Annotated in this window: 5 protein-coding genes and 1 pseudogene; 2 read left to right on the top strand and 4 right to left on the bottom strand. The window is 35.7% G+C overall.

Going from position 1 to position 8,119, the window contains the following annotated elements; translation table 11 throughout:
- A pseudogene (locus Q0L68_RS12870) lies at window positions 1-1,034 on the bottom strand (glucosidase); the annotation flags it as partial.
- 300 nt (window positions 1,035-1,334) lie between these two features.
- The gene (locus tag Q0L68_RS12865; RefSeq protein ID WP_296703786.1) at window positions 1,335-2,987 is read right to left on the bottom strand and encodes a hypothetical protein; all 1,653 of its coding nucleotides are present in this window, start codon (window positions 2,985-2,987) and stop codon (window positions 1,335-1,337) included.
- Between the two features lie 297 nt (window positions 2,988-3,284).
- Here Q0L68_RS12865 and Q0L68_RS12860 point away from each other — a divergent pair, with 297 nt between their 5' ends.
- Together Q0L68_RS12860 and Q0L68_RS12855 are read left to right on the top strand one after the other, a co-directional pair.
- Complete coding sequence (locus Q0L68_RS12860; protein WP_296703783.1) at window positions 3,285-3,653, top strand: BlaI/MecI/CopY family transcriptional regulator; 369 nt, start codon at window positions 3,285-3,287, stop codon at window positions 3,651-3,653.
- On the top strand, window positions 3,653-5,860 hold the full coding sequence (locus tag Q0L68_RS12855; protein WP_296703781.1) for a M56 family metallopeptidase: 2,208 nt from the start codon (window positions 3,653-3,655) through the stop codon (window positions 5,858-5,860). Before Q0L68_RS12860 ends, Q0L68_RS12855 begins: the two co-directional genes overlap by 1 nt.
- A gap of 13 nt (window positions 5,861-5,873) precedes the next feature.
- On the opposite strand, the gene Q0L68_RS12850 is transcribed toward Q0L68_RS12855, so the two are convergent.
- Both Q0L68_RS12850 and Q0L68_RS12845 read right to left on the bottom strand, forming a co-directional pair.
- Complete coding sequence (locus tag Q0L68_RS12850) at window positions 5,874-6,995, bottom strand: glycosyltransferase family protein (RefSeq protein ID WP_296703779.1); 1,122 nt, start codon at window positions 6,993-6,995, stop codon at window positions 5,874-5,876.
- Between the two features lies 1 nt (window position 6,996).
- Window positions 6,997-7,869: a UDP-2,3-diacylglucosamine diphosphatase gene (locus tag Q0L68_RS12845; RefSeq protein WP_296703776.1), complete on the bottom strand. Its 873-nt coding sequence runs from the start codon at window positions 7,867-7,869 to the stop codon at window positions 6,997-6,999.
- Window positions 7,870-8,119: the final 250 nt, after the last annotated feature.

Here is an 8,119-nt window from a genome sequence, read left to right as displayed (position 1 = left end):
TGAAGTTCTTCATAAAACTCATCAGCTTCAGATTTTGCCTTCTCGATTATGGAATCACAGACTTCTAAAGGTGCCTCAATCTGCTGATGCATCATTCTGAGTTTGACCTTTCGGCTTTCCCCTGCAGGAATTTCTATATGATAAATTGCTGCTGCTTTTGTACCAAAATTCTCCGGATTGAGATGTTTTTTATTACCATCGACCACATAATTATTGATGGCATCTTTTAGAAACTTTTTCTCATTTGCAATATGATAGACCTTCTCTCTATTGGTTTCATTATCACAAAACTTAAGCTCAGGTTCCCCATCGAAAGAAATGGTATAATTTCCGGATTTAGGGTTAAAAGCCCTGATGGTATTTTCATTTACCTTGGTTAATTTTGGCAGGAATGGTTCATGTCCGGTAAACCAGGTTTTTCTAAGCCACAGGGTTGGCATTACACATAAATAGGCTTTCTCAGGTCCACGATTATGAATTGTAGCAGTGGCTACTATGTCTTCAACATCGTTTTTTGCATACTCAATAAAAATATCGAAGTACTCATCTTTATCGAATACGCCTGTGTCAATCAGTTCATATTCTGGATCAGTTTTACCTCGCTTAAGATTTACTGCTAATAACTCATGATATGGGAACTCTGATTGAGGATACTTATAAAGCATCTTCATATAGCTATGGGTAGGAGTGGAGTCTAAGTAATAGTATATTTCTTTTACATCTTCTCCGTGATTACCCTGGTTCCCTGTAACTCCATATAATCGTTCCTTTATAAAAGGATCTTTTCCATTCCAAAAAGCCCAAGCAAGACAGAATTTTTGTTTAGAGTCAGATATACCACCGATTCCCTCTTCTCCCCATCTGTAAGCCTTGCTTCTTGCATCTTCATGAGTCACATTTTCCCATGCGGACCCATCGGGACTATAATCTTCTCTTACTGTTCCCCACTGCCTTTCAGTTAGATAGGGTCCCCATTTTTTCCAATGTTTGACTCTATCTTTATCTTCCTGTAAACGTATTTTTTCAGCAACCATGCCATCTTCAAATGAACGAATTTCGAAATTATGATTTTCTTAGGATTAAAGACTGTTTTTTCGGATTTCAGTTTAATAAATCAGGTAAGCTTTATTATCTGGCAATGATTCGGGTCCTTTTTTAATTATGGCTTACAATCCCTTATTTACTAGTAGCGAAAAAAGGTTACAGGCATTTTTTTTAATAAAAACACAATTAATTATTTAGTCTGACTTTCAATATTAATATTCTTAAGATTCGGTATAACTCGCGAATTGTTTGAAAGAGATTAATATGGAAAGGTTTATATCCCAATAGGGTTAACAAAAAGTATCCGAAGTATTTATTCTTTTCCACTTACTTGACCAGCTCAATCCGAAATTAGGACTTTTCAGAAAGTATAGGTTCATATTCTTTCCAATTCCAACTATAGAGATTTTTTTGCCATCTGGAGCTATGGATGCGTTTGGTGAAGAAATAAAAGAGCCATAGTCAAATTTTTTCCATAGAGACCATGTTTGTCCATGATTGGCAGTATAACAAGCATTGAAATGATCGCTTTTATCCCGGGCAAATACAGCAATTCGTTTTCCATCAGGAGTACAAACTGCGGATGGTGAAGAATAGAATTGACCAGAAGTAAGTGGCTTCCATGCTAAATACCAAGACGCACCTCCGTTATTGGTAGAAGCTTGCCATATTTTCCTATCCTTGCCAAGTCCAAAAACGAAAATTTGATTCCCATCAGGAGTACAACAAGCACCTAATCCAGACAGAAAAACTCCAGCCCCAATTGGTGAAAAACCGGTCCAGCTTGATCCTCCATTTTTTGAATATCCAAACCAAGCTTTGTTATCGTTTCCTTTACCAATCAAATAAATTGAATTGCCATCAGCACTCATACAAACAGTAGGTGCTGATGTGAAAAGACCATTAAGTATTGGCGACCAAGCAATGCTCCAATTTTTACCTGCATCTGGGGAAAAGGCTCTCCAATATTTTTTGTCTTTACCAAGTCCAATAACATGAAGCTTTTTTCCATCAGTCGAAAGCGCGGCTGCAGGAGAGGAAATAAACTCCCCGTCTCCTATTTTCCTGAAACCTGACCAACTTACTCCTGCATCATTAGTGGAGGATTTAAAATATTTGTCAACATTTGCGGCTCGTCCTATAACGGTAATTGAGCTTGCATCTTGAACTATAGCTGCATTGGTGTATTGAACAGGGTCAGTTACTTTTATATAACCAGTGACTTTATACTTACCATCAAAATTAGAACCCGTTTGAGCCAAATATAAGTTGAAATCGATTTTATCAGTAGCTGAGCTTAAAATCTCAGGTATCATGTATGGGCCAGCAATATTATATCCAACAAAATCATCTGCATCTGTTCCCAAGAAAAATAATGGGTTAATCACTATTCCTGCGATCGCATTAGCAATAATATCTCCAGCCAATATACCAGTTAAACCATTCAGTAGTTTTTCATAAGAAATTGTTGCCTCAAGATTTTTCAAGTCAATTTTCTGATCTTTTATGACTTGTACGAGGGCAGCATTCAGTTGGGAAAGAAGGTTGGACTTTAGCTTTCTTCGAGCCTCTTCCATTTTTTCTGTAGATGGGGCTGCATCTTCTTCTATCGCAATCACTAAAATAGCGACCATACAATATGGGACCAGTTGGGGAATCATAGTTCCCATGGTATCAATTTCGGTTTTCCATTGACCTATTTTGGTCGGAATATTCAAAGGAGCATCTTCGCGCTCTACATCATCACTTGCAGGGCCGAGATTGCCATGACTTCCGGCCGCATTATGCAATGTGACGAAAGATTCTTCTGGCTTAAAAATGTTTATGTTGCGACCATCAACCCTAATGTAGAAAGCCCATAAATAAGGTTCATCAGGGGAACTTTCATTTTCAACAATTATGTCAAATTTGGAAAGCCTACATTCAACTTTTAAATTTCTCATAGTAATAAAAATAAGTGTTAGAAATGAAGTAAATAATCAATAATAATCTCTGTATATCAGGTAATTAGGGTAATTATTTTTTAAAAAAATAGAAAGATAAATTTAGAGAATTTTTAATGATAAAATGATTATTATTTTTTAATAATTTTTAAAAATATTCTTCTCATTTATTTTTGAATTTCAAGTAAAGTGAAGTTAGATATAGTAAATAATGTTTATCAAAATAGAAATTTTTATGTCTACACTTGTAGAATTAAGTTTTTATTCTACATTTGTAGAATAAAAAAATAGAAGTTGATGAAATTATCTCGAACTGAGGAAGAATTGATGAATCATTTATGGAAGCTAAAAAGAGCTTTTATGAAAGATTTATTGGAAGAATACCCAGAACCTAAGCCAGCTCCCACGACGATCTCCACGCTTCTGAAAAGAATGCAGGAAAAAGAATATGTGGGCTATGAAGCAAAAGGAAAACTTCGTGAATATTTTCCTTTAGTCTCAAAAGAGAGTTATTTCTCCAAACACATGAAGGGACTGATTAAGAACTTTTTCAATGATTCCCCCGCACAATTTGCTTCTTTTTTTACCAAGAAAGCGGAGTTTTCAGAGTCTGAATTGGAAGCATTAAAAGAAATAATTGAGGATAAACTTAATAAGAAGAAATGATGGAATATCTCTTAAAATCCATGCTATGCTTAGTTATTTTACTGTTGATCCACAGGATTTTTCTTCAGCGGGAAGCAATGCATCAATTCAATCGGTTTTATCTTCTTTTGGCTGTGGTTTTTTCATTTCTCATTCCATTCAATTCAATCGAGGTTGCCGCTGAAAAAGAAGAAATTACCTATTCTCAAATTACAGAAACAGGACTTTCAAACGAAATTATATTACCTCAACAGAGTTATTCATCGGAAAATTTCATAATTGAATCCAATCAGGCTCCTGATCCATCAATTCCTTGGAATGAAGTTTTATGGTCAATTTATAGTTTGATTACTTTGGTTTTACTGATCCGTTTTATCAAAAATATCAAAGTCCTGATGGATCAGGTGCAACAGAATTTGAAGGTAACCTACAAAGGAATGACGCTGGTATTGCTAACGAAAGCTTCCCTTCCATATACTTTTCTGAAATATGTTTTTGTGCCAAGGGAGGATTTTGAAAATGGGAATTTGGCGGATGCAATTATCGAACATGAATACACCCATGTCAAAGAAGGGCATAGCTACGATATTTTATTTATTGAATTATTGTTGATCCCATTTTGGTTTCATCCGGGTTTGTACATGGCAAAACAGGCTATTCGTCTCAACCATGAGTTTATTGCTGATCAAAAGGCGCTAAAAACCACCTCACTTTATACCTACCAAAAGATGTTGCTTGCCCTGGCAAGTCAGGAATTCCGCTTTTCCTTGGTTAGTAATCTGAATTTTTCTCTCACAAAAAAACGATTGAAAATGATGAACAAACAATCCAATCCATTTCAGAAATGGATCAAATTGCTCATAATGATCCCCGTTTTGGGAGCTATGGTTTATTTGTTTAGTGAGAAGGTAGTTGCAGATCAAGAGGCTGATTCTTTAGAACAAAACAGAGGATCCATTTCAAATGAAGCTGAAACGACCTTTACACTTACAAGCAATGGCAACTTCATTTACCAAGGAGATCACTATGATAAAACTCAAATTTCAGAAATCTTAGAAAAGATATCCGGGCCAGATTTACTAGTAAATATTCTTGCCAATCCTGATGTGAAAATGGGTGTAATCCATGATTTTCAGCAAGAATTGAGAGCAAAAGATATTAGGAGGATAAAACACCTTCCATCTGGTAATCAAACAAGTCCTATCAATAAAGATGAATATTATAAAAATGTAACCTTTACGATAGTGGATAAAGATGGTCAGAAAGAAAAGAAATCTTATGATGAACTTCCTGACAATTTAAAAGCTGATTTAATAAATCCTCCTACAAAACCATCATTTAAGATTCCTGAAAATAATAAGTTTGAAGAGTGGAAAAACTCAGAAAAGTTTGCGCTTTGGATAGATGGTAAAGTAATTACAAACGATGCGTTGGATACAAGAAAGGCAGAAGAATTTGTGTACTATTTTGAAAGCTTTGTTCATAATAATGCTCGCTCAGAAAAATTCCCCCAGCCGTTTCAAGTTTCACTTTTCACAGTGGCTGGATTTGAAAATTCTTTTGGCGAGGATTCAGGATTTGGAATGCCCTATGAAGGTGGAATGACCATTTATTTAGAAGATTCAGAAAAATGGCCTCCATCTGTAAAAAAGGAGGAAGAAAAAAGTTTAACTCAAAATTTTAATGAGCTCAACACACGCTATGAAAAGTTGCGAAATGCCGAGCCACATTTTGTTGAGCGATCTGAATCGGAACAGCAAAAATTACTTGCATTGTTTTCAGAATTGGGAAGTATGTATTTCAGAATTCCTTTGGAGCTCAAGCAAACAGCCAATAGGCCAATCCATCCTTTTCACCCATATATCAAATTGACTTCAAATGGTAAAGCATATTATAAACTGAAAGAAAATTTGACTGCAGAAGAGCGAAGTCAATTGCCTCCGCCCCCTGCTAAAGATAAAGTATCAGCATACCATCAGATTTTTATGAAATATGAACTGATGAGGCAAGAGGGTAGAAATTATTCTTATAAATCCCAAGAGGATAGAGAAAGAATGTATCAAATGTACAATGAACTTCAGGATCGATTCTTGGCTATGAATGCTCCAGAAAGAAGACAGGTGAAAATGGTGAATTTCCCTTTTATCCCTTTGGAAGAAGATGGTGAATTAGTATTTAAAGTTTTAGATGAAATGAGTCCCGAGCAGCGAGCTTTAAATGGCTGTTAGATTGCCTTAAAACTTAAGAAAATGACTGGATTAAAATAAAATCTGATTCAGTCATTTTACTTTCAGGGATAACCTGTTGAAGAATTTTAGGCCAGTTTCCTGTCCAATCTTTCAAAGAATATTCTAACGTTGTTCGCAATTCAATCAATTCCTCAAGTTTAGAGAAATCAAAGTTTTCTGAACGGATTCCTGCTCCACTTGCCACCGTATCTAGCGCATTGCATGCTTGTTCATATTGACCCTTGACTGGAATCACCATTACTGGCTTTCCCAAATACATTGCTTCGCAAACCGATTCAAATCCGGCTGTACAAACAAGCCCCTTACATGCTGCCATATCCTTCAAAAAACGACTATCATGAATTTTATGAAAGGATAAATTGGGAAGTGGATTTTCTGTCTCCCGGGCATTCTTTTTATCCCAATAGGCCTTGATTCGTAGGTGAGGATATTTTTTGGCAAAAGAAATGACTTCTTCAGCATAGCCAGGGTTTACCATGTAAGTCAAGATAAAATCACCGCCCTGAGATTCGAGGTGCTTGACTTCTTCCCTTAAGAGTGGGGGCGCCACTATCAGTTTATCGTCATGAATTTGAGCGAGGGATTTAAAGGCCAATGCTATTTTTTTTTCTGCACCAAGTGCTGTCAGCCAGGTATTGAACTGAAAAAGTTCTTTTTGGAAAGCAACTGATCGGGCAAATTCAAAAGAAGGATGATAAATCAGGTATTGATGGCCAATTACCCAGAAATGGGCATTGGGACGGTACAAGAAATTGTATAATCCCCCGAGTAAATCATAAAAATTAAGAATGATATCAGGTTTTTTGGATCTGACTATTTCATTAATTTTCTGGAGACTTTTAAAAAAAATGGGTGATTTTTTAATGTTTTTCGAAATGGTTTTTCCTATTAAAATCCTTTTTTCTCCTTTGTCAGTTTCAAAATTCGGGCTTTCTACAGGATAGATTTCTGTAGAAATCTGCTGACAAAAAAAATCCGGGATTATCCTCCTTTTGCTTTTTCCAACAATGACAGCGGAAAGTTGATGGCCTTGAGACTCCAACATTTTTGAGAAGGCAATGGCTTGAGTCAAATGACCTCTTCCTTCTCCCTGAACGATAAAAAGAAACTTCATATTAATGCCTGAAAGCTGTGTTATCTAAATCTTCATCCTCCCTTTTGATAAAAGATACTTCGCGGAAAGGGCCATAAATTGGTGTTACATCCTCTTTTGAAATTGGTACATTAATATGGTCTTCTAATGATTTGAAATTGATTTCATTGTAGTAAATCAATTGCCAATTCCCTTCATGATCCTCAGCCAAAGCTGACATGGTTTCTACCCAGTCTCCGGAATTTAAATATTCGATTCCATCAATAATTCTCATTTCTGCTTTGTGAATATGTCCACAGATAATCCCGTCACAGCCTTTGGATTTGGCCATTTTGGCTAGCTCTACTTCATATTCATCAATGTATGAGACTGCCGACTTTACTTTTCCTTTCACATACTTCGAAAGAGAAAAATAGGGTAGTCCCCGCTTGAATCGGTAGTAGTTGACGACACGATTGAGCCAAAGTAAAAAAGTATAGCCTACATCTCCGAGATATGCGATCCATCTCAGATTCGTGGTAATGCTGTCAAAAACATCCCCATGTGTAATGAAGTATTTCTTCTCATTACTTTCATAGATCATATCCATCTGAATGGAGAGTTTTCCTATTTTAAGAGGTAAAATTTGCTCTAAAAAATCATCATGGTTTCCACGAAGGTAAAACACGTTGGTATTGCAATTTTCAATCATTTTGATGATTCTGTTAAAGAAACGGGTATGTTTTCTTTTCCAGGAACCGGTTTTTTTCAATTGCCAACCGTCGATGATATCTCCATTTAGAATGAGATTTTCGCATTCATATTGTTTTAAAAACCTAGATATTTCTTTGGCTTTAGATCCTTTTGTTCCCAAATGCACATCGGAAACGACGATTGTTTTGAATTTGGTTTTCACTCTTTTTGTTTTGATCGAAATATATAGTTTCAAGATCATCCATGAATGAAAAGCATTTTATCAAATAGCTATATTTCAGCGTTTTTGGACGGATTCTATGAAATTAACATTACCTGAATATTAAAAACTACTATAGCTTTTGACTGATTTTTAGTGCTTGGAAGGTATTTTTTTCCACCAAATTGAAAAAGTAGGTTAAAATTTATATCAGTGGTTCTTTTTGAAAAGAGCTTTCCAGTAGTTTCGGTAC

Origin of the sequence: Algoriphagus sp. (assembly GCF_024642405.1) — a bacterium.
Lineage (GTDB): Bacteria > Bacteroidota > Bacteroidia > Cytophagales > Cyclobacteriaceae > Algoriphagus.
The sequence above is the reverse complement of the archived record's forward strand: the minus strand, read 5'-3'. Positions and strand labels throughout refer to the sequence as shown.